Below are 22,337 nucleotides of genomic sequence, written 5' to 3'. Positions count from 1 at the left end.
TTATGCTCCTGCCAGTGCTTCGTGGATTGCCGTTTCCAGAGCCTTCAGCCCCTCTTCCAGCGGTCCATCAATATGAACGCGAAGGGCACGACGGCCGCGGGCCGCCAGCACCTCGAAATCGCCTCTTGCCTGCGCCGCCTTGACGACACTGAAGCTGAAGCCATGACCCGGAACCGGCACATCCGCCGCATCCGTTGCCGTGACCTGAAGGAACACGCCGCTGTCGGGGCCGCCCTTGTAGGCCTGGCCTGTCGAATGCAGGAACCGGGGGCCGAATTCGGCGGCTGTCGCCACCTTCAGCGTGTCCCGGAGCTCCATACGAACGGACTGTGCCCAGTCCCGCGTCTGCTGGTCGCGGCGGATATAGGCCAGAAGACCAACATAGTCGCCGGGCTTCACACGATCGAAAAGCGTCCTGAGAATGGAGACCGCATCGCTTTTGCTTCCAGCGGCTTCCGTGTTCTTCGCATCCGCGTAGAAGGACAGCGGGCCGTCCTTGGCGAACGGTGTTTCCGGCGGCAGTGATCCCGTTTCGGCATAGGCGGAGGTCAGCTTGCGCGTCTCGAGCTTGCTGAATTCCACATCCGGCTGATCGAACGGGTCGATGCCGAGCACCGCGCCGGCCACGGCCGTCGCGAATTCGAACAGGAAGAATGCCTGTCCGATCTGGGACGCATCGGCCAGACGGATGGTGACGACCGGCGCACCAGCTTCGCGCAGAGCGCCAAGACGGCTGTCGGGAACGTCATCGCCCAGCAGAAGGTCAACGAAAATGCGGTCCGTCCCATAGACATCCGGCGCGCCGAGTTCTTCCTCGTCAATGGGAATAAGGCCGAGGCCCTTCTTTCCGGTGCTTTCTGCAATGAGCTGTTCCAGCCATGCACCCAGCGAGGCAATGCCGTCAGAGGCGAGGATCGTCACCTTGTCGCGGCCGAAGCAGTGCGCAGCATGACCCAGGATCAGGCCCAGCACCGCGCCCGGATTGGCTGCAGGAGGCGCGCTTCCGTCACAGGATTCCACCATCAGCCGCGTGACCGTCAGCAGCTTGCGGACGTCAATGCCGCTTGCTGCCGCCGGAACGAGACCGAAGTTGGACAAGACCGAATAACGCCCGCCGATTTTTGGATCGCCGTAGAACACGCGCCAGAAGCCGTTTTCCTCGGCCACTTTCTGCATGTGCGAGCCGGGATCGGTGATGGCGATGAAGCTGTCACCAGGTTTCTTGCCCAGAGCCTGACCGGCCACCTGCCAGAAATGCGCGAACAGGATGTTCGGCTCCAGCGTTCCGCCGGATTTGCTGGCCACGATGAACAGCGTGTTCTTGGGGTCGATGGCTTTCTCGAACGCCGTGACCTGCTGGGGGTCCGTGCTGTCGAGGACGTGCAGTTTCGGCCAACCTTCGCGCTGTCCGAACGTCTCGGCCAGAACCTCAGGACCGAGGCTCGAACCACCCATGCCCAGAAGCAGGATGTCCTTGAAGCCGCGACTACGGACATCGCGGGCCAGAACTTCCAGCTCCTCAACGTTCCAGAGGCGATCCTGCACGATCGTCAGCCAGTTCAGCCAGCCAGCTTCCGGGCCGTTCGTCCAGACCGACGGGTCTTTCTGCCAGATCCGGCGAAGACCGCCGCTCAGGCTCCAGTCCTTTTCAGCCCCCGCGACATCATCACGCAGTTCCGGCGGCAGGTCCGCGCTGACACGCAGCAGGCGTTTACCAATGACGGCTTCACGCTTGGTTGCCACGGCCGTCAGCAGCGTGTCGAACGACACGCTGAAGGACGCACAGCCTTCCTTGACGAGCTTTGTCGTCACACCATCCAGATCCAGACCAAGGCGTTCGGCCTCGGCCAGAACATGCCGCGCCTCCTCGACGTTTTCCGTTAGACTGGCGCGGGCCTTGCCGTGATCACGGAACGCATCAAACGTTGCGGGAGGGATGGTGTTGACCGTCTCGGGGCCAATCAGCTCCTCGACATACAGGACATCGGAATAGGCCTTGTCCTTGGTGCCGGTGCTGGCCCAGAGCAGGCGCTGCGGGTTGGCGCCCTTCTCGGCGAGTGCTTTCCAGCGCGGGCTGTTACGGACATCCAGATAATACTGATACGCCATCTTGGCGTTGGCGATCGCAACCTTGCCGCGAACGGCCTTCAGCGCTTCGGCGTCTGCATCTCCAGCGGCGATGCGACGGTCGATTTCGCCATCAATCTTGGCGTCGATACGGCTGACAAAGAACGAAGCCACGCTGGAAATGCGCGAAATGTCTTCGCCGCGGGCGGCACGGGCCTCAAGTCCGGAAATATAGGCTTCCAGAACCGCCTTGTAGGCTTCCAGCGAGAACAGCAGCGTCACGTTGACATTGATGCCGTCCGCAATGGCTTCGCGGATGGCGCCCGTGCCTTCTGACGTGCCGGGGATCTTGATCATCAGATTGTCGCGCGCGACGGTTTTCCACAGACGGCGGGCTTCCGTGATCGTCCCGTGCGCATCGAATGCCAGATAGGGCGAAACTTCGAGACTGACATAGCCGTCCAGCCCCTTGGTCTTCTCGAACACCGGATACAGAACCGCGCAGGCGGAACGGATGTCGTCAATCGCCAGATGCTCGTACAGATCACCGGGGGGAAGGCCCTCGCCTTCCAGCAGCTTGCGGATTTGCGGATCGTATTCGGTGCCGTGACCGATGGCCTTCTCGAAGATGGCCGGGTTGGACGTGACGCCCCGCAGGCCGTCTTCGTCCACCAGCTTGCGGAGACTTCCATTCTCCGTGAAGCTGCGCTGGATGAAATCCAGCCAGGGAGACTGGCCGTATTTCTCAAGCTCGCGCAGCACGCTGCCGACTTCGTTCAGACCGGTATTGGAGATTGTGTCTGCCACAGGATCTCTCCCTTACTTGCCGCGCAGGGCCTGACGCTTTGCCGCGTCAAGAACCGCTTCCGGCGTGAAACCGAATTTCGTGAGAAGTGCGGAGGCCGGGGCCGACGCACCGAACGTGTTCATTGCAATAATCGCACCGCCGATGCCGACATACCGGTCCCATCCGAACGCTGCGGCCTGCTCGACCGCGACGCGGCCGATGACATCCGGCGGCAGAACGGAATCGCGGTATTCCTGGCTCTGCTCTTCGAAGAGGTCAAAGCTCGGCATGGAGACGACCCGGGCGTTGATGCCTTCCGCCGTGAGCTTCTCGTAAGCCCCGACCACGAGGCTGACTTCCGAACCCGAAGCGATCAGAATGACGTCAGGCTTGCCGTCACAGCTCGCCAGTACATAGCCACCCTTCGCCAGACCGGCGGCGGAGGCATATTTCGTGCGGTCGATCGTCGGCAGGTTCTGACGGCTGAGTGCGAGCACGGCCGGCTTGTGCGTCATCGGGATCAGCGTGCGCCAGGCTTCGGACACTTCGTTGGCGTCAGACGGGCGGATCGTCATGATGCCCGGCGTGGCGCGAAGCTGTGCAAGCTGCTCGATCGGCTGATGCGTCGGTCCGTCTTCGCCCACACCGATGGAGTCATGCGTGAAGATATACAGAACCGGCAGTTCCATGATGGCCGACAGACGGATCGGCGCTTTCATGTAATCGGAGAAGATCAGGAAGCCCGAACCGTAGGAGCGGATACCCGACAGTGCGATACCGTTACAGATGGAGCCCATCGCATGTTCGCGCACACCGAAATGCAGGTTCCGGCCACCATAGGTGCCGTTCCATTTTTCCGGCTGGAAAGACCCGCCGCCCTTGATGTCCGTCTTGGTGGACGGCGTGAGGTCTGCGGACCCGCCGATCATCCAGGGCAGGTTCTTCGCAACCGCATTCAGCACCTGACCCGAGCTGGCACGCGAGGCAACGCCCTTCGCATCGGCTTCGAAGGTGGGGATGTCCTTGTCCCAGCCTTCGGGCAGACGATGCTCGATGATGCAGTCGATTTCAGCAGCGAGTTCAGGATGCGCTTCGCGATAGGCCGAGAACAGCTCGCGCCATTCCGCATGGGCTTCAGCGCCACGCTTGCCGAGACCTTCTGCGAAATGCTCCTTCACGCCGTCCGGGACATAGAAGTCCGGAGCATCTTCCGGCCAGCCATAGGCAGCCTTCGCGCCTTTGATTTCGTCCGCACCCAGCGGCTCGCCATGAGCCGAAGCCGTACCGGCCTTCTTGGGAGCGCCATAGCCGATGACCGTTTTGAGAACGATCATGCTCGGACGATCCGTCACGGCACGGGCGGCCTTCAGAGCAGCGAGAATGGCCTCGACGTCGTTGCCGTCCGTCAGGATCTGGACATGCCAGCCATAGGCTTCGAAACGCTTGCCCACGTTTTCCGTGAAGGCCAGGTCCGTCGACCCCTCGATGGAAATCTGGTTCGAATCATAGATCCAAGTCAGGTTGCCAAGTGCGAGATGGCCAGCGGTGGAAGCGGCTTCAGAGGCCACGCCTTCCATCATGTCGCCATCGCCACAAAACACCGTCACGTGATAGTCGAACAGCTTGAAGCCCGGACGGTCATAACGCGCGGACATCCATTTTTGGGCGATCGCCATACCGACGGAATTGCCACAACCCTGTCCGAGCGGGCCGGTCGTGGTCTCCACACCAGCGGTAAAGCGGTATTCCGGGTGACCCGGCGTCTTGGAGTTCAGCTGACGGAACTGCGACAGGTCTTCGACGGTGAGGGACGGCGCGTCAACGACCTTGCCATCCTGGATATCCTTCACGCCTGTGAGGAACAGGGTGGAGTACAGCAGCATCGACGCATGACCGACCGAAAGGACGAAACGGTCACGGGCGGGCCAGCACGGATCGGCCGGATCATATTTCAGATCATGCTGCCAGACCGCATACATCGCGGGGGCGAGGGCCATGGCCGTGCCGGGATGGCCGGAATTGGCGCGCTCGACACCTTCCATCGAAAGGGTACGGATCGTATTGATGGTGAGCTGAGGAAGCGTACTCATCGGAATGGGATCTCCGGCTTGTGACTGACAGGAAGAAACGCAACGATATCTTCCATACCTTCTGCTGCCACGGCATGACGCGAAGTCGCGCCGGACGCAATGGCTGATCGGTAAACCATATTGTGAAACACGCTCTTGTGCTTGATGACAACCTGCCGCATTTCGACGGGCGTCATTACCGAAACCCCGAAAACTGGCGCCCGGACGAGGCCCGGACGGCCCGCAGCCCTTCGCAGCGGATCAGGAACATCTTCCGCTGGCAGATGGGGCTCAGACCACGCTGGCCAGACGCCCTTCCCCCGCAGAAAACCTACCCTCAGGTCACGCCTGCTGCGGGGGAATGCTGTGTCACGTTTGTCGGTCATGCGACCGTTCTGCTCCAGTTCGGCCGTACAGGACGCGCGCCTCTGCGGATCATCACTGATCCGGTTTTTTCCGAACGCTGCTCCCCCTTCCGCAGTTTCGGACCCCGCCGCGTCTGCCCTCCCGGCATCGCGCTGGACGCCCTTCCGCGCATCGACATCATCCTCGTCTCGCACTGCCATTACGACCACATGGACCTGCCGAGCCTGCGGGCGCTGGCCGAACGTGACGACCCGCTCTGCATTTCCCTCCCGGGCAACCGCCGCCATCTGAAAAAGGCCGATCTTCCCCGCATCGTCGAGCTGGACTGGTGGGAAGGCATGGCCGATGACGGCGCCCACATCACGGCGACGCCGGCCCTGCACGGAAGCGCGCGCACGCCGTTCGATTCCAACCGTGCGCTCTGGGGCGGGTTTACGATCGAAGCGGACGGCCACACCGTGTTTTTCGCGGGGGACACGGCTTGGGGCAAGCATTTCGACGCGATCCACCGCCGCTGGCCCACCATCGACCTCGCGATCCTCCCCATCGGAGCTTACGACCCGCGAAACCTGATGCGCCGCGTTCACATGTCTCCTGAAGAAGCGCTCATGGCTTTTGATACGCTCGGAGCAAAACAGGGCCTCCCCATCCATTTCGGGACGTTCCAGCTCACGGACGAGGCCATTCTGGAGCCGCCCACCCGTCTGGAGTTCGCCTGCCGTCCCGCAGGCCGCCCATTCCGAGCCCTCGAAAACGGTGACAGCCTCACTCTTCCGCCAACTGACACAAAAAGCTAAACTCTCCTCTGACACCTCCTGTCGAGAGACACCGCCATGTGGAAACCGTCATGAACGCCCAGAACGTCACTTTCACGTCAGACCAGATCACTGCCCTGTTCATCGACGCGGCCCGTGAAGGCGATACCGACCTCCTGACCCAGTTTCTGGATGCCGGCATGGCCATTGATACGCCCGACAGCCGTGGCTACACCGCCCTGATCGTCGCCACCTATAACGGCCACACGGATGCCGCGCGCCTGCTGCTGGACCGGAGCGCCGACACGGAAGCCACCGATCTCAAAGGGGCTACTGCGCTCTCGGGCGTGGCCTTCAAGGGCCTGAGCGACATCGCGACACTTCTGCTCGATCATGGCGCCGAGGTGGATCATGCCAATCATGCCGGCCGCACGCCGCTGATGTTTTCCATCATGTTCAACCGCGAAGACATGGCAAAAAAGCTTCTTGCCGCCGGCGCAAACCCGGACCTGAAGGACGCGGATGGCGTCTCCGCCCGCGATCTGGCCGAACGTCAGCTTATGACCGGCCTGTTCGCCGGAGTGTCCGCATGAGCCGTTTCTGGAATCGCCGCGTTCAGGGCCTGCACCCCTATGTGCCGGGCGAACAGCCCAGACTCGCGGACCTGCTGAAGCTCAACACGAACGAGTCTCCCTACGGTCCGAGCCCGAAAGTGCTCGATGCCATCCGTGACGTGGCCTCTGACGACCTGCGCCTTTATCCGGACCCGACAGCAGCAGACCTGCGGGACACCATCGCCACCCGGTTCGGAACCACCACCGACCGCGTTTTCGTCGGCAACGGTTCCGACGAAGTGCTGGCCCATGCTTTCCGCGCGCTGTTCCATGACGACGCGCCGGTCCTGTTCTCGGACGTGACCTACGGCTTTTATCCGGTTTATTGCGGCCTGTTCGAACAGCCGTTCCGCCACATCCCGCTCAATGACGATTTCACGATCGACATCGACGCCTATACCGGCGAATGCGGCGGCATTGCCGTTGCCAATCCGAATGCCAATACGGGAATCGCCCTGCCGCTGGAGCAGATCGAAACCCTCCTGAACCGCTTTCCGGACCGGACCGTCATCATTGACGAAGCCTATGTTGATTTCGGTGCCCGATCTGCCATTGAACTGACACATCGTCATGACAATCTTCTGGTGGTCCAGACGCTGTCAAAGTCCTATGCTCTGGCAGGACTGCGTGTGGGTTTTGCGATTGGCTCCCCGGAACTGATCGAGGGTCTCATCCGCGTCAAGGACAGTTTCAATTCCTACCCCCTCTCCCGCCCGGCCCAGGCCGGGGCCATCGCCGCGATCCAGGATACCGACTGGCTTACGGACATCACGACGCGCACAGTTGCCAGCCGTGACCGTCTGGTCCCGGACCTGCAAAATCTTGGCTTCCAAGTCCTGCCGTCCTGTGCCAATTTCATTCTTGTGCACCACCCGGAGCACAAGGCCGGAGCCATCGCCGCAGCACTGCGCGAGCGTGCGATCCTTGTCCGGCATCTCTCAACCCCGCGCATCCAGGACTGGCTGCGTATCTCGATCGGAACGGACGAAGCCTGCACCCGCCTGACAGACGTTTTGCGGGACATTCTCTCTCCCCGGTCCTGAATTAACCGGACGGTAATATTCCGTCCCCCATAATCATGAGCCAGACAGGGCCAGACGGGCGCGTTTCTGCGCGCTCCATCCCACCACCCTCCGGGTGAACGGGAGGCCTGTGGATGTTTCATGCGGAAAGACCGAATACATGCGTGCATTTCAAGGACAGATGTCCGACAACCAGCCTATTCGCCGCAATCAGGCCGAAAAGGAAAAGCAGCTTCGGGACCTCAAGGAAACGATCGCTTCCATGAAGTCCCACACGTCTCCGACGCTGAAGGAAAGCATTCAGCGCCGCATTCGCGAGCTGGAAACCGAACTGCGTACCATCGCGCGCGAAAAAGCCGCCAAAGCTGCCAATCCGGACGCCCAGTCCGACCGCCAGCGCCGTCCGCCGCGCCGCAATACGATCCGTTCCATGTAACGAACGCCGCAGAAAAGCCGGTGCAGGGTTCGTCCCCGCATCGGCTTTTCTGCATCAGGAAGCCTGAACGGCTTCCCCGTAATCTTCCTCAGCAGAAGCCTTGTCCCAGGTCGACCCCATCAAGCGTAAGCGCGTCGGATGCAGGCCATCTGTCTCGGTCAGAACGTAATATGCGGTATATTGCCTGGTCGGCTTCCCCGGTCGGTCCATCAACGCATTGAAAACACTGCGGTCCGCCGTCATCTGAGTTTCATCCCCGGCCAGAGGCTGATTCCAAACGTCCAGGACGTTCGGCACCCGTGTCCGGTCGAGCATCAGGCAGTTCGGATCCACGAACCCGCCATAACGTTCGCGGAAGATCCCGCCCCCGATCCCGACCGACTCCCACTGATCCTCACAAATGGGTTTTTGTGTCTGCGGATGCACAAACCAACGGCCCGCCCACGCCCAGTCATGACCGTCGATGGCCGACAGGAGGGAGGACAGATGATCGGGCGCCCACCAGTTGTCGTCGTCGAGATAGGCAATACGCGGTGCATTCGAAAGCTGGCTGAGCACGCTGCGCAACACGCCACCGTCCTTCGCGCGCCCAAACCCGTCATGCCGTTGCGACGTCGAATAGCCGGGCCAGAGCACTTCGACGGCCCAGCCCGGTGGCCGCCCTTCGATCGCGCGCTGAAACAGATCGTCCGCACCCTCTTCCGGTGCCCGGTCCAGACCGATCATGATCTGCACCCGCAGATCCCCCCTCTGTCGGAAAATGGACTGGACCGCCCGGACAATAGTAGGCCGCAGCAGGCTGGGCATGACAACGGCTACATCGAAAGGCCGCTGGTCAGGCATGCCAGGATCAGCGAAAATGTGAAGTCCGGGTTTCATGTCCGGCACGATACTGCGCCCTCAAAGCCCTGTCACCTCACGCGCTGCTCTCTTGCACTTCCACGCGACAGGGCACACCATGAAAGTCAGAATGATCACTGCGAAAGAGTCCAACGTGTCCGCTCCCTCCACCTTTTCGCACGAACAACTGCTCGACCGTCTGGGCGAGGTCGCCGTCCGCGTTGGCCTGAACATCAAACCGGGCCAGCAGCTCCTCATCACCGCGCCCCTTACCGCCGTTGCACTGGTCCGACGCGTCACGGAACATGCTTACAAGGCCGGTGCCTCACTGGTGACGACCCTGTACGCGGATGATGAAACCACACTCGCACGTTTCATCCACGCCCCGGACGACGCCTTCGACGTTGCCCCCACATGGCTGGCCGATGGCATGGCGCGTGCGTTCCGTGAAGGCGCCGCCCGCATGGCCATTACCGGCGCCAACCCGACGCTACTCAAAGGACAGGACCCCGAACGCATCGCACGCGCCAATCGTGCCAGCTCCAAAGCCAACCGTCCGGCGATGGAAATCATTACCCAGTTCGCCGTGAACTGGAACATTATTGCCTGTGCCACACCGGCCTGGGCCGAACAGGTCTTCCCGGATCTGCCCCCTGAAGAGGCGCTCGCGGCTCTGTGGGACGGCATTTTCAAGGCGTCTCGCGTGGACATGGCCGATCCTGTCGCCGAATGGAACGTCCATAACGCCGCGCTGCATGCCCGGGCGAAATTCATGAACGAGAGCCGCTTCGATGCCCTGCATTTCAGCGGCCCAGGCACGGATCTGACCGTCGGCCTCGCGGACGGACATCTTTGGGCGGGTGGCTCGGAAAAATCCGGAAATGGCATCGTCTGCAACCCGAATATCCCGACCGAGGAAATCTTCACGACCCCGCATCGCAGCAAGGTCAACGGCCAGGTCAGCAGCACCAAGCCGCTGTTCCATCAGGGCACTCTGATAGATGATATCTCGGTGCGTTTCGAAAACGGCCGCATTGTCGAAGCAAAAGCCAGTCAGGGTGAGGACGTGCTCAAGCGGATCCTCGATACCGATGAAGGCGCTGCCCGGATTGGCGAAGTTGCCCTCGTGCCGCATTCATCGCCCATTTCGGCCAGCAAGATCCTGTATCGCAATACATTGTTCGATGAGAATGCATCCAGCCATATCGCACTCGGCCAAGCCTACACGAAGTGCATGGTCGATATCGAAGGTCTGACGCCGGAAGAACTTCTGGAGCGGGGCGTGAACGATTCCCTCATCCACATTGACTGGATGATCGGTTCGGACAAAATCGATCTTGATGGGCTCAAGAACGGCAATCGCGTGCCGCTGATGCGCGCTGGAGAATGGGTGCAGGCATGACATTTTTCCGCATGACAGGGCTTGCGGGCCTTTTCGTCTCCGTCGCAATGCTGCCTCTGGCCGCACAGGCGCAGACCTACGCTCAACCCGGCTATCCGGTTCAGGGTGGCACCACGAGCCAGACCCAGATCGACGGCAGCGTACCGCTTCAGGGAACACCGCAGCAGACTCCACAGATTCCACCGCAGGTCCGCGCCGATACGGAGCGCGCCATGCAATACCCTCTGCCGCCCGACTTCATGACCCGTGCCGCAGCAACGATCGCCGAACTTCAGGCCCGAAACATTCAGCCCCCCAATTCGCACGGCACAGGGCTGGCCGACACAATCAGCCGCATCAGTCAGATCCCCGGGCTTGCGCCCGTCCTGCAAAGCCATGGGTTTACGCCGGAAAGCTTTGTGATGGGCATGACAGCCTTCGGCATGACTCTTGCCGCCAGCAATGGCCAGCTTCCTGCCGGAATGCCAAGCCCCAATCCCGCCAATGTCGCGCTCTTCAAGGCCCAGCCCGAACAGGTTACGGCCCTGATGCAGGCCATGGGCAATCCACCACACTAATACGAAACAGCGGCCATGTGTTCCGCAGGATCACATGGCCGCTTCAGTCTCCGAAAAAGATCCGAATGCCCATTAAACTCGACCCCGCACTACTCCCTGCTCTGGATATCCTCGGCATGGCCCAGTCCGGCACCCTTCTGCGTGCCGAGCGGGAGACGCCATCCGATGGTATTCCCGCCTTCGTCACCAGAGCAGGCTGGGATGAACTCGCTGCGACACATGCCGCAAACCATGATGCCCCTCACACAGTGCTTCTTCCGGCTCTTGAAAAAGCCGTGTCCCGTATTCTCGCCCACGCAGCCCACAACGCGTCACACACAGGCGAAATGACGCCTGTTACCACGCTTCAAAGCGACCTCTTTCCCAGCGATCCCGACCTTGTTCTGGCCTTTGTCCGCGATAGCACCCATCCCGTGGCCTGCGCCCTGATCGGCACAGCCCCTCAGATCGAGACCGCACTCCTCAGACAGGACGACGCTCAGGACTGACTGAACTGGCGAACGGCAAGTTCGTCCAGTGTGTTCTGCTCTTTTCTGAGTTCCGCCAGCCGCTCTTCTTCCTTCTGTTCTTCGCGAAGGGTTTTGACGGCTTCCATGGCAGCTCTGGCAATGATCAGTGCGGAACGCACGGTTTCCCGATCCAGCGCGGCCTCCCGGCAACGTTCCTGCGCCTGCGCAACAGCCTGTCGCCCAACAGGAAGCCAGCGACTAAAGGCTTCTACGGCGCCATCTCCTGCGGTGGGGCTGGATGCGATCCGCTGCTCGTTCAGGATCTCTTCCTGAGCAGCTGACAGCTTTTCTTCCGCAGCCGTCTCACGTGCGACGGCCTCCGCGAAGCGTCTTTCGACAAGATCAAGCTCCTGCTCACGCAGGGTAATGAGGGTGTCAAGGGGTGACTGTTCCATTCTGATGGATCCTTCATGCCGCATTCAATGGAGTAGTTTGCGGAACCGTCTGCATGATCTGTGCGAGCTGTTCAAAAGCCTCCGCACGCGTAGAACGCTCGTTCCGCCCCTGAGACAGGAACTGGTTCAGTCTGGGCATCAATGCGATGGCCTCGTCAACCTCGCGATCCGTGCCTGGCTTGTAAGCCCCCAGCCGGATCATGTCCGCCATACGCTGATAGGTCGCCATCGCCGCACGCGCGCGTTGCGTCATGGCATTTTCCTCAGGGGAATTGCATCCCGGAACCGTACGGGACAGTGAACGAAGGACGTCAATCGCGGGATAACGTCCCTGCTCACCGATCTTGCGGTCCAGAATGATATGACCATCCAGAATGCCGCGCACCGCATCCGCAACCGGCTCATTCTGATCGTCACCCTCCACCAGAACAGTAAAGAGCGCCGTAATCATCCCCTGATCGGGATATCCCGGCCCTGCCCGTTCCAGAAGCCGAGGTAGTTCGGCAAACACGGAAGGTGGATAACCACGGGTTGCAGGAGGTTCGCCCGCAGACAGACCGATTTCACGCAGAGCCATACAAAACCGGGTCACGCTGTCCATCAGAAGCAGAACCGACTTACCCTGGTCCCGGAAATATTCCGCAATCGCCATGGCAGACAGGGCCGCTTCACGACGCATCAACGGCGGTGAGTCCGATGTTGCGATCACCAGGACACTTCGTGCCAATCCTTCAGGGCCCAGATCGTCCTCAATGAATTCACGGACTTCACGTCCCCGCTCGCCCACCAGAGAAATCACGGCAACGTCACACTCCGCCCCGCGTGCGAGCATGGAAAGCAGGGTTGATTTTCCAACACCCGACCCGGCGAAAAGTCCAAGCCTCTGGCCACGACGACACGTCGCAAACGCATCAAGAGCCCGCACCCCAAGATCAATTCTCTCTCCCAGCCGCGCCCGGCTTGCCGCGTTGGGCGGCGGACACTGGATCGCCTGACGTTTGCTCGCCGGCCACAGAGGCCCTTTTTCATCAATCGGCTGCCCCAGCGGATCCACCACGCGTCCCAGCCAGCTCGAATTGATACCCAGGCCGCCGCTTTGACGACTGAGAGGAATTCTGGCCTCGCAACCCGGCCCAATTCCATCCAGCGCACCAAAAGACATCAGCCGCGCAACATCCCCCTGAAATCCAACAACCTCTGATTGTACTAGGCGGCCATCACGCGCCTTAACCGCGACTCGATCTCCGATCGTGATGAATCCATCGAGTCCAATAACGGTCATGCAGAGACCCACAACGTCCTTCACGCTTCCTACAACCCAGTCACACGTGAAGTTCGTGAGCTTTTCAAGCAGTTTGGCGTAATCGCTCATAGTGGCAGTTTCTGACCGTTTTCTGCGGATTATTCCGATCTCCCAACCCTACAACCCCATCGTTAAGATGAGCTTAATGTTCCCCTTTAACGAGAATAATAATGACATTTTTACGATTTTTGATCCATATCTATCGACAGGCACAACCTTGGGTAGTAACCATTGGTTCACCAAGCCGGGAGTTGAAACATGCGTATCCTTCTTGTCGATAGCGATCAGTCCGCCGCCGCCACGTTATCCCAGACCCTGCGTAACGCGTCCTTTACCGTTGATCATACGCCCTCTGGCGAAGAGGCCATCGAGATGCTGCGTCACTACGACTATGACGTGGTTGTGCTCGAACTGATGCTGAACGATCTGGAAGGATATGAAGTAATCCGGCGTGTCCGGGCTGCGCGTATCACGACGCCGATCCTTGTTCTGTCGGCCCTGCTCCGCTCTCAGGCCAAGATCCGGGCCTTCTCCATGGGCGCCGACGATTACATGACGAAACCCTATGACGCAGGCGAACTGGTCGCACGTCTTCAGGCCGTCATGCGGCGCTCCCGGGGCTTTGCCGAACCGAAGCTGCGGGTAGGTAATCTGGAGCTGGATCTGAACGGCAAAAATGTCACTGTCGATGGGGGCGCACTGCACCTGACGGGCAAGGAATATGCCATTCTGGAACTGCTGGTGATCCGTAAAGGGTCCGTCCTGACCAAGGACGCGTTCCTCAATCACCTTTATGGCGGCATCGACGAGCCGGAAATGAAGATCATTGACGTCTTCATCTGCAAACTGCGCCGGAAGCTGCAGAATGTTGGCGCAGGCAACCTGATTGCCACGGTCTGGGGTCGTGGTTACATCCTGCGGGAAGACGATGTTGTCGAAACGGTTTCCCTCGCAAGCCTGCCCTCCCAGGTCGCCGCCCCCATCGTGGAAGCCGCCGTCTGACCCTCCAGGGTCAGGACGTCAGCCCCTGACGCATATGAAGGACGGCGTCAGGCACAGTCATGCATGGGCAATGGCGCGAATGACATCGCAGACATGATCCACCACTTCATGGACGAGCGCTTCATCTTCCGCTTCGACCATGACGCGGATCAGCGGTTCCGTTCCGCTGGCCCGCAGAACAAGACGGCCACTCCCGGCCAGGCGTTCATCCGCCCAGGCCTTTGCCGCAGCAAGGTCCGGGCTGCCCATCGGGCTGGCTCCTGAATAACGGACGTTTTTCAGGAGCTGGGGATACGGCGTGAAAAAACGGCAGATTGCACTGGCCGATCGCTTGGTTTCCACAGATACGGCTAGAACCTGCAGCGCAGCGATCAGGCCATCTCCCGTCGTGGCATAATCCGACAGCACCATATGTCCGGACTGCTCCCCCCCAAGATTGGCCCCAATCTCGCGCATCCGCTCCACAACATACCGGTCACCAACCGATGTCCGCTGAAGCTCAAGACCCTTTTCTGCCAGAGCTTTCTCCAGCCCCATATTGGACATGACAGTCGTGACCACCGTGTTGCCACGCAACCGGTCATGCTGCTTCCAGAAGGAAGCGATCAGACCAATAATCTGGTCACCATCAACAAGATCGCCGTTTTCATCTGCAATCAGGACGCGATCCGCATCGCCATCCAGAGCAATGCCGAAATCCGCACCATGCTCCCGAACCGCCGCACAAAGCGTTTCCGGATGGGTGGACCCCACGCCATCATTAATATTCAGGCCGTCCGGCTCACAGCCGATCTTGATGACTTCCGCACCCAGTTCCCACAACGCCTTGGGCGCTACCCGATATGCTGAACCGTTGGCGCAATCAATGACAATCTTCAGGCCGTCCAGACGCAATCCACGCGGGAAAGACGCCTTTGCATTCTCGATATAACGACCAGCCGCATCCGTCAGACGTGAAGCGCGCCCAATCCGTTCGGGCGAAGCCAACCGGGCCGAAAGATCCTGAGCCATCAGGTCCTCGATTTCGCCTTCAACCTCGTCCGACAGCTTGAAACCGTCCGGCCCAAACAGCTTGATGCCATTGTCGGTGAAGGGATTATGGGACGCTGAGACCATGACCCCAAGATCGGCCCGGAGAGAACGTGTCAGCATGGCAATGGCAGGAGTGGGCAGCGGACCGACCAGAATGACGTCCATCCCGGCCGAGAGAAAACCGGCAACCAGAGCACATTCCAGCATATAGCCGGAAAGACGCGTGTCCTTGCCCAAAACAACGCTGTGCCGGCGATTCTGGCTGCGCATGAAATACAGGCCGGCCGCCTGCCCCAGTCTCTGCGCGATCTCAACCGTCATGGGCGCGGTATTGGCCGTTCCACGGATGCCGTCAGTACCGAACAGAGACCTCTTGGTGGCCATAATGAAAAATCCTGCCTGTCTGCCAGAAATAAAAAAGGCGCGGCACCGGGGATAATCTCCTCGATGACGCGCCCGTTGGTGCGATTGGCTGCCTGATTAGCCCGCCTGAGGCGCCGGATCAAACGCGCCGGGACGTGTGGTCGGAACAGAAGCACGACGGTTGTCAGGCATCTGTTCGTCATCCGCCGTCCGCTCGATGGCTTCACCGCGCATGATGCGACCGACATCGTCACCCGTCAGCGTCTCATATTCCAGAAGAGCTGCGGTCAGGCGATGCAGATCATCAAGGCGCGTCGTCAGCAGATCATGGGCCTGCTTATAGGCCGTATCGATCAGAGCCTTGACTTCCTTGTCGATCTCACGGGCGGTTTCTTCAGAAATGTTCTTGTTCTGCGTCACGGAGTGACCCAGGAACACTTCCTGTCCGTTATCCCCATAGGCGATCATACCAAGCGTGTCGCTCATGCCCCATTCGGTGACCATGCGGCGCGCGAGATCCGTCGCACTCTTGATGTCGCCCGATGCGCCTGCGCTGACTTCCTCACGTCCGAAAATGATTTCTTCAGCAACACGGCCACCCATGGCGATAACCAGACGGGCCAGGCACCACTTGCGACTGTAAGAGATATTGTCCTTCTCCGGCAGGGTCATGACCAGACCCAGGGCCCGACCACGCGGCACAATGGTTGCCTTGTGGATCGGATCACTACCAGGGGTGAAGATCGCGCAGATGGCATGTCCGGATTCGTGATAGGCGGTTGAGCGCTTTTCGTCTTCGGTCATAACCATGGAACGGCGCTCCGCCCCCATCATGACCTTGTCCTTAGCTTCCTCGAACTGCGCCATACCAACTGTTCGGCGACCCTGACGCGCCGCCATCAGCGCACCTTCGTTCACGAGATTGGACAGATCCGCACCCGAAAAGCCCGGTGTTCCACGCGCAATGACCTTCGGGTCCACATCTGAAGACAGGGGCACTTTCTTCATGTGAACACGCAGGATCTTTTCACGACCGGCCACATCGGGGTTCGGCACCACGACCTGACGGTCGAAGCGACCCGGACGCAGCAGAGCCGGATCCAGAACGTCCGGACGGTTGGTCGCTGCAATCAGGATCACGCCTTCATTGCTCTCGAAACCGTCCATCTCGACCAGCATCTGGTTGAGGGTCTGCTCACGCTCGTCGTTACCGCCCCCGAGGCCCGCACCACGATGGCGGCCCACAGCGTCGATTTCGTCGATGAAGATGATGCAAGGTGCAGACTTCTTACCCTGTTCGAACATGTCACGCACACGGGACGCACCGACGCCGACAAACATTTCCACAAAGTCCGAACCGGAAATCGTGAAGAACGGAACGTTGGCTTCGCCCGCAATAGCGCGCGCCAGAAGCGTCTTACCCGTACCCGGAGGTCCGACCAGAAGAGCACCCTTGGGGATCTTGCCGCCCAGGCGGGTGAATTTTTGCGGATCGCGAAGGAATTCGACGATTTCCTGAAGCTCGGATTTCGCTTCGTCGATGCCGGCAACGTCTTCAAACGTCACACGACCAGTCTTTTCGGTCAGCAGCTTGGCGCGGGATTTGCCAAAACCCATGGCCCGGCCACCACCGCCCTGCATCTGACGGAAGACCATGAAGCAAAGTCCGACCAGAAGCAGAACCGGAAGATAGGCGCTCGCATAACGCAGAATCGGGCTTTCTCCGCTGTCCATCGGCTTGGCAGTCACTTCGACGCCGGCAGAGGTCAGGCGGCCCGGAAGGCTCGGATCAAGTGGCGCATAGGTCTCGAAAGACGTCCCGTTCGTCAGGGTCCCGGAGACATTCTGCTCCTGGATCACAACGGAACGGACCTGATGCTGGTCCACGTCATGAATGAAATCGGAATAGGCGATCTGCTGGGCTGCATGCTGTCCGCCACCGGGCTGGAAGGCTGTCAGCACTGCCATTCCGACCACGATGATGACCGCCCAGATCGCGACGTTACGGCCTAAATTGTTCATCTCGCTCTCTGTCGTCCTTCAGACTGTTCCGTCAGATGCAGTAGGGGATCACCCGTCACAACTGGCCGACCGGTCACATTCTGCGTTGACTCCATAACATAAGCCTCCGCGTCCACGATCCTACCCCATCAAGGGCAGGAAAACGCATTTCTTGCGTTTTTGAGGCGCTTTTTACGTCATGAGATGATTTTCTCCCGTCGCAGGGACTGTGGCGGCCCAGACAAAATCGGCTGTGCCCGGCATTTGCCCTATCTGCGGCGACAAAATCAGCCGCCCTTCATACCACACGCCCGGAAGACAGCGGGCGGCGGCATAGGGAAGACCCAGCCTCCGCAGATCCAGTCCATGAACGGCATCCTGAAGTGGCCCGATTACACTGCCTTCCTGAACCTCCTGCGTCAGAAAACGCCAACGCCCGTCCCAGACACACCCCTTTCGTGCCGCAACCGGCGCACCAAGAGCTCTCTCTTCCCGCACCAGGATCACCCCCTCGCCAAACCGGCCAGCCGGCTGAACATGCACTCCGGACAGAGTGCCACATCCATTTTTCAGCAAGAGGCGCACAGCCTCCCTCGCCGGACGGTAGGCATTTCCCGAAACCAGCCGGATCAGAACCGACAGGGTCTCTTCGTTCATCCCGGCCTTCTTCAGGAAAACCCATCCCTCAGGATGCCAGACTGCATGGGATGCAAGATTTTCGGCCAGTTCTGCTTCCAGATTCTGGCGCGCCTGCCGGGCCGTGAGATGCAGGGCGTGGGCATCCAGTCTCTGCTCAGGCGTCAGGTCCTGACGCCAGCGTACCCGCTCGAACCGCCGGTTGGCGTTCGATGGATCTTCGATCCATGGCAGACCGGCGACTTTCAAAGTCAGCCTCAGACGCGCGGGATCGAGGGTCAGGAGCGGACGCAGCAGCCTGATGCGCCCCCGCACGGCACTGGGCTGAATACCACCCAGCCCCAGAGGTCCACTCGCACGCAGACTTCGCATCCAGATGGTTTCGTCCTGATCGCCTGCATGATGCGCAACAAGCAGATCCAGACACCCTGCTGCCACGCAGGCGGCTTCCAGCGCCTCGAACCGGGCGTGTCGCGCCCGTTCCTGCAATCGGCCTTTCGGGAAGGGTGCAAGCGTCAGGAGGCGGGCTGTCACATTCATGACGGCAAGCCGTTCAACCGTCAGCCGGGCTTCGTCAGCCGACTCAGGCCGCAGGGCGTGATCCACCACGAATGCCACGACATTACGTCGCCAGCGCCGCGCCAGAAACGCGAGCGCCATGGAGTCAGCGCCTCCCGAAACGGCGAGAGCAACCGGCGCGTCTGCGGTGTCCGGAGGCCAGGAGCCGAGGCCAGACATCAGGTCACGGAATTCACATTCCCCAACAGGATGGGCGACCCCGATTTTCTGCGGCGCGACGTTCAGTGACAGGCCGCACGGCTCCGGAACGTGGTCTCGGCGGTCTTTACCCGCGGCGCAGGGGTTGGGAATTCCGATTTCAGCTTGTCCAGAGCCTGACACGCCGAACTCTTGTCACCCAGCGCCAGCATCGAAGCCGCAACGCCCAGAAGAGAATCCTGAGCTTTCTGGGACTTCGGAGCCTTCGTATAGGCGTCATAATACGCGACCGCAGACTGACGATACTGCTTCTGCCCTGCCAGAGACTGCGCCAGAAGAAACTGGGCATCCACTTTGCCGGATACGCTATGGGCAGTTTTCACAGCAAAACGCGCATTGCTCTCCGCATCCGTGTAGTTCCCGGATCTGAGGGACGCATTGCCGACCTTCAGCGCATCCAGAGCGGTCTTTGGCTGCTCGGCAGCGTCCGGAGTAGCTGCAGAAGCCTTATCCTCGGCAGCGGCCGGAGCCTTTGCAGATGCAGGGGCAGAGGCCGCCGCCCCACCGCTCTGGGAGGCAAACTGCATATCCGAAATCTGCTTGGACACATTGGCCTGATTGTCGCGGACGGAGTTGCTTAGCTGATCCAGTTCGCCACGCATCTGGCGGTTCTGCTCTTCCAGAGCCGAAACGCGTTCCAGAAGCTGCGCCGTCAGGTTGCCGTCACCCACCGAAACCGGAGCCGCGGCCGTCGCACTGGGGGCACTCAGGCCGCCGCCATTCTGAACCTGTGAGAGTTGCTGGCGCAGGGAGGCAATCTGATCCTGCAAAGCAATCGCCTCGCGTGAAGAAATTTCTCCGCTATCCGGCGCATCCTGCGCCACAGCCGGAAGGACGGGCGACAGGACGGAAAAAGCCGTGCCCAGAAAGACGGCACGCAGGGAACGGGACAGCACCATAACGGATCTCCTGAGACAAACTCGCACTCACGGGCACGCAGGCGGGTCATGCGCGCAACATGGCCCAGTCATAAAACAGAAACGGCCGGGGGATAATCCCCCGGCCGCTCATCATCCCAGTCCGTCAGGCCTGAAACGTCGGTTCAGCGAACAGACGTGATGGCGTTACGGTTCTGTGCCCAGGCCTGCTCGTCGTCGCCATCGGCGGTCGGACGGTCCTTGCCGTAGGAGATCGTGGTGATGCGCGAAGCGCTCACGCCCTTGGCGACCAGATAGTCACGGGCTGCGTTTGCACGACGCTGGCCGAGAGCAATGTTGTACTCTTCCGTGCCGCGGTCATCGCAGTTGCCAGCAACCTGGATGCTGACCTGCGGATACTTGGCGAGCCATGCAGCCTGCTTGTCCAGCGTAGCGCGGGCTTCTTCAGAGAGCTGAGACTGGTTCAACTCGTAGAAGACGCGGTCGCCGACATTGGCAACCAGATCGGCTTCGCTGCCGGGCGTCGGGCCAGCTTCCTGAGCGACGGCGCCTGCGCCGTTGCTGTCACCCTTGTTGGTGTTGCCGTTGGAACAGGCTGCGAGAACAAGCGCCAGACCAAGCGCGCCAAATACCTTGAACTTCATGTGTCTCAATCCTGAGAACGGCCCCACAGCGGGAACCGAATGCGGAAAATGCCGCGTTATTCCGGACCACCTCTTTCCTGTTCGGAACAGACAGGAATCGGTTCCGATCCCTGCATGCCGACCCTGAAAATCAGTGGCCATAAGCGCCCATACTCATGACTCGAATCACCGGTCAAGTGTCGTGTTAACGCCGGTTAAATGTGAAAAGTTCGATTCATATTCGGAACCAGAAATTTCGGCATAAATGTCACAGCTATTCTGAGAAATGTGGCAGAATTCTGCCACATCATCGAAACCAGCGGGCTTTCACGCTCCTGAAACATGCGCTGCCTGCGTAGCTGCCCAGCGTTACAGTCGTGGCATATGGAAGGGGAAAGACCACCTCCGTCATCCTGACGAGTCCGTCAGCAGCGAAAATCTCGACCGAACTCCGGTCCACAATGACCCGCAGACAAACAGATCCGTCCTGCGGGGAGAGAGGCGCCACATGCCGTGTCGTGAAGGCCGCATTCGGCACGGCAACGCCTGACCGACTGCGATCCACGACCAGTTCCTGCCGCGCAGGATCGTAGAGGATCTCGGTTCCGAACCTGCCATCCTCCGTCGCCGCCACGGTCAGCACCACCACGTCCCCTGCAGGATCAATAGCCAGTTGGAGATCAAGAACCGCATCCGCGAAATCCGTACAGTCCGCAACGCTGTCCGGAAGCCTCCAGGGCGTTCCCACTTCCGGACGGATTTCACTGGCAGCAAAGACTTCGATCGGAGCGCCAAGACTGACGGGCTTCTGCTTCATCAAAAGCGAGCCATCCCCCTGCCGCGCAAGAGACAGATGCGCCGGAAGCGTCATCTGCCCGCGCCAGGGAGCCGTCGGAGTCTGGTTGGCGTAGTTCCAGTTGCCCATCCAACCGATGCTGACGGGCGTGGCGGTTCCGGCGAAGCAGACAATCGCATAATTGTCCGGTCCATAATCCATCCAGCGATACTGCCACGGATCATCTGTGGCGGCCGGATGCTCTTCGGGCGTAAAGACGGTGCCGTCGAAATCTCCCACGTAATAGAACGTCCCCGATCCGCCAGTCAGACCACCAGGATTGACGCTGACGATCATCACCCATCCAGAGCGCCCTGCCTCGCCCTCAATCGGGAGCCGCGCCAGAACCGGCACTTCCCACAGCATTTCCGGCGTATGATAGCCGGGCGGGCGAAAGTCACTGAGGAATTCCCAGTGCAGAAAATCGGTGGAGCGGAAGAGCTTGACCACCTGCTGTTCGGCCTCGACCGCCGTCAACACCCAGTATCCGCCCTCTTCATACCAGCACAGTGCCGGGTCCCGGAAATTCCGGGACACCGGATCGAGCGTCAGAACCGGATTGTGAGCGTAGCGGGTCCAGTTCGCTCCCCGATCCAGACTGACCGCAACCGAAACCGCCTGGGTGCCGTCTTCCTGCTCGCCCGGCATGTCGCGGAACACGCTGGTGTAAAGTGCCAGAAACGGAGGATTTTCGGCCGTCCCAAGCCCGCTCCGATTGTCCCGGTCATAAATGACCGTGCCGGAATATATCTGCTCCTGCGGTGTGGACGGCAGCGCAATTGGTTCTTCCTGCCAGTGCAGCAGATCACGGCTGGTGGCATGGCCCCAGGAAATATAGCCCATAACGGGCTCGACCGGATTGTGCTGGTAAAAGAGGTGATACACACCATCAATCAGGATCGGCCCGTTCGGATCATTCATCCAGTTCCGGGCCGGGGCATAATGCAGCAGCGGACGCCACTGCCGTGTCTCCTGAAGGGACATGGGGAATTCTCCTGTTCAAGCAGTCCTTGCGACGCCTCACAGGAAAAAGGGTTCCCCGCCCTTTTGCAAATCCGTGCTCCCGGA

General features: G+C 60.3%; 19 protein-coding genes. 8 read left to right on the top strand and 11 right to left on the bottom strand.

Going from position 1 to position 22,337, the window contains the following annotated elements; translation table 11 throughout:
* Together A0U94_RS02635 and tkt are read right to left on the bottom strand one after the other, a co-directional pair.
* Nucleotides 1-2,874 carry a bifunctional transaldolase/phosoglucose isomerase gene (locus A0U94_RS02635; protein ID WP_077802356.1) on the bottom strand — a complete coding sequence of 958 codons (2,874 nt, stop codon included), beginning with the start codon at nt 2,872-2,874 and terminating at the stop codon, nt 1-3.
* A gap of 12 nt (nt 2,875-2,886) precedes the next feature.
* Nucleotides 2,887-4,944, bottom strand: a complete 2,058-nt coding sequence (gene tkt / locus A0U94_RS02630) for a transketolase (protein ID WP_077802355.1) — start codon at nt 4,942-4,944, stop codon at nt 2,887-2,889.
* Nucleotides 4,945-5,081: 137 nt separating this feature from the next.
* On the opposite strand from tkt, the gene A0U94_RS02625 reads away from it, so the two are divergent.
* The 4 genes from A0U94_RS02625 (at nt 5,082) to A0U94_RS02610 (ending at nt 8,116) form a co-directional block, all read left to right on the top strand.
* Nucleotides 5,082-6,086 carry an MBL fold metallo-hydrolase gene (locus A0U94_RS02625; protein WP_077803802.1) on the top strand — a complete coding sequence of 335 codons (1,005 nt, stop codon included), beginning with the start codon at nt 5,082-5,084 and terminating at the stop codon, nt 6,084-6,086.
* A 50-nt stretch (nt 6,087-6,136) separates the two neighbouring features.
* Complete coding sequence (locus tag A0U94_RS02620) at nt 6,137-6,637, top strand: ankyrin repeat domain-containing protein (protein WP_062029121.1); 501 nt, start codon at nt 6,137-6,139, stop codon at nt 6,635-6,637.
* Nucleotides 6,634-7,701 (top strand): histidinol-phosphate transaminase, encoded by a 1,068-nt coding sequence (gene hisC, locus A0U94_RS02615; RefSeq protein WP_077802353.1) that lies wholly within the window; start codon nt 6,634-6,636, stop codon nt 7,699-7,701. Before A0U94_RS02620 ends, hisC begins: the two co-directional genes overlap by 4 nt.
* Before the next feature lie 139 nt (nt 7,702-7,840).
* Entirely contained in the window at nt 7,841-8,116 is a 276-nt protein-coding gene (locus A0U94_RS02610; RefSeq protein WP_062029124.1) for a hypothetical protein, read from the top strand.
* A 54-nt stretch (nt 8,117-8,170) separates the two neighbouring features.
* On the opposite strand, the gene A0U94_RS02605 is transcribed toward A0U94_RS02610, so the two are convergent.
* A complete protein-coding gene (locus tag A0U94_RS02605; RefSeq protein WP_244178049.1) occupies nt 8,171-8,959 on the bottom strand; it encodes a glycosyltransferase family 2 protein in 789 nt (262 codons plus the stop codon).
* Between the two features lie 127 nt (nt 8,960-9,086).
* Between A0U94_RS02605 and A0U94_RS02600 the strand changes: the two genes are divergently transcribed.
* The 3 genes from A0U94_RS02600 (at nt 9,087) to A0U94_RS02590 (ending at nt 11,403) form a co-directional block, all read left to right on the top strand.
* Nucleotides 9,087-10,358, top strand: coding sequence for an aminopeptidase (locus A0U94_RS02600; protein ID WP_244178048.1), 1,272 nt, complete (start codon nt 9,087-9,089; stop codon nt 10,356-10,358).
* A complete protein-coding gene (locus A0U94_RS02595; RefSeq protein WP_077803801.1) occupies nt 10,355-10,915 on the top strand; it encodes a hypothetical protein in 561 nt (186 codons plus the stop codon). The genes A0U94_RS02600 and A0U94_RS02595 overlap by 4 nt, the downstream gene beginning before the upstream one ends.
* 65 nt (nt 10,916-10,980) lie before the next feature.
* The gene (locus A0U94_RS02590) at nt 10,981-11,403 is read left to right on the top strand and encodes a hypothetical protein (protein ID WP_077802350.1); all 423 of its coding nucleotides are present in this window, start codon (nt 10,981-10,983) and stop codon (nt 11,401-11,403) included.
* On the opposite strand, the gene fliJ is transcribed toward A0U94_RS02590, so the two are convergent.
* Together fliJ and fliI are read right to left on the bottom strand one after the other, a co-directional pair.
* On the bottom strand, nt 11,394-11,819 hold the full coding sequence (fliJ, locus tag A0U94_RS02585; RefSeq protein WP_062029133.1) for a flagellar export protein FliJ: 426 nt from the start codon (nt 11,817-11,819) through the stop codon (nt 11,394-11,396). The genes A0U94_RS02590 and fliJ overlap by 10 nt on opposite strands.
* A 13-nt stretch (nt 11,820-11,832) precedes the next feature.
* On the bottom strand, nt 11,833-13,191 hold the full coding sequence (gene fliI, locus A0U94_RS02580) for a flagellar protein export ATPase FliI (protein ID WP_077802349.1): 1,359 nt from the start codon (nt 13,189-13,191) through the stop codon (nt 11,833-11,835).
* 189 nt (nt 13,192-13,380) lie between these two features.
* Here fliI and A0U94_RS02575 point away from each other — a divergent pair, with 189 nt between their 5' ends.
* Nucleotides 13,381-14,124 (top strand): response regulator transcription factor, encoded by a 744-nt coding sequence (locus A0U94_RS02575; protein ID WP_077802348.1) that lies wholly within the window; start codon nt 13,381-13,383, stop codon nt 14,122-14,124.
* 57 nt (nt 14,125-14,181) lie between these two features.
* On the opposite strand, the gene glmM is transcribed toward A0U94_RS02575, so the two are convergent.
* The 6 genes from glmM to A0U94_RS02545 form a co-directional block, all read right to left on the bottom strand.
* Nucleotides 14,182-15,540, bottom strand: a complete 1,359-nt coding sequence (gene glmM, locus A0U94_RS02570; protein ID WP_077802347.1) for a phosphoglucosamine mutase — start codon at nt 15,538-15,540, stop codon at nt 14,182-14,184.
* Nucleotides 15,541-15,636: 96 nt separating this feature from the next.
* The gene (gene ftsH / locus A0U94_RS02565) at nt 15,637-17,541 is read right to left on the bottom strand and encodes an ATP-dependent zinc metalloprotease FtsH (protein WP_062029144.1); all 1,905 of its coding nucleotides are present in this window, start codon (nt 17,539-17,541) and stop codon (nt 15,637-15,639) included.
* A 171-nt stretch (nt 17,542-17,712) separates the two neighbouring features.
* On the bottom strand, nt 17,713-18,894 hold the full coding sequence (tilS, locus tag A0U94_RS02560; protein WP_077802346.1) for a tRNA lysidine(34) synthetase TilS: 1,182 nt from the start codon (nt 18,892-18,894) through the stop codon (nt 17,713-17,715).
* A 62-nt stretch (nt 18,895-18,956) separates the two neighbouring features.
* The gene (locus A0U94_RS02555) at nt 18,957-19,832 is read right to left on the bottom strand and encodes a tetratricopeptide repeat protein (protein ID WP_077802345.1); all 876 of its coding nucleotides are present in this window, start codon (nt 19,830-19,832) and stop codon (nt 18,957-18,959) included.
* A gap of 143 nt (nt 19,833-19,975) precedes the next feature.
* On the bottom strand, nt 19,976-20,455 hold the full coding sequence (gene pal, locus A0U94_RS02550) for a peptidoglycan-associated lipoprotein Pal (RefSeq protein ID WP_062029150.1): 480 nt from the start codon (nt 20,453-20,455) through the stop codon (nt 19,976-19,978).
* A gap of 286 nt (nt 20,456-20,741) precedes the next feature.
* The gene (locus A0U94_RS02545; RefSeq protein WP_077802344.1) at nt 20,742-22,253 is read right to left on the bottom strand and encodes a glycoside hydrolase family 32 protein; all 1,512 of its coding nucleotides are present in this window, start codon (nt 22,251-22,253) and stop codon (nt 20,742-20,744) included.
* Nucleotides 22,254-22,337: the final 84 nt, after the last annotated feature.

It is taken from the genome of Gluconobacter albidus, from assembly GCF_002005485.1.
Taxonomy (GTDB): Bacteria; Pseudomonadota; Alphaproteobacteria; order Acetobacterales; family Acetobacteraceae; genus Gluconobacter; species Gluconobacter albidus.
Note: the sequence above shows the minus strand (reverse complement) of the source record. Positions and strands in the feature narration are given on the sequence as shown.